General features: G+C 72.5%; 1 pseudogene. It reads right to left on the bottom strand.

Annotation, left to right across the window (positions count from 1 at the left end):
• Window positions 1–247 (bottom strand): annotated as a pseudogene (locus H928_RS0111315) (ABC transporter substrate-binding protein); the annotation flags it as partial.

Raw genomic sequence — 247 nt, 5'->3', positions numbered from 1 at the left:
CCTGGCCTGCGACCTGGGGCGAGCCGCTGTGCGACAGCACAAACAGCGCACGCGGCGCGCGCCCGGCCGCCACACTGGCACGCACCTGGGCCTGGGTCTGGTCCCAGTCGGCCTGCAAGCGCTGCGCCAGCTGCTCGGCCTGGGCTTGCTTGCCGGTGGCCTGGCCCACCAAACGGATCTTGCGCAGCACCTCGTCCCAGCTGTGGTCGGACTGCACCAGGGCCACGGTCACGCCGGCCTGCGCAAT

This window comes from Comamonas sp. B-9 (assembly GCF_000410635.1).
Classification (GTDB): domain Bacteria; phylum Pseudomonadota; class Gammaproteobacteria; order Burkholderiales; family Burkholderiaceae_C; genus Comamonas.
The sequence above is the reverse complement of the archived record's forward strand: the minus strand, read 5'-3'. Positions and strand labels throughout refer to the sequence as shown.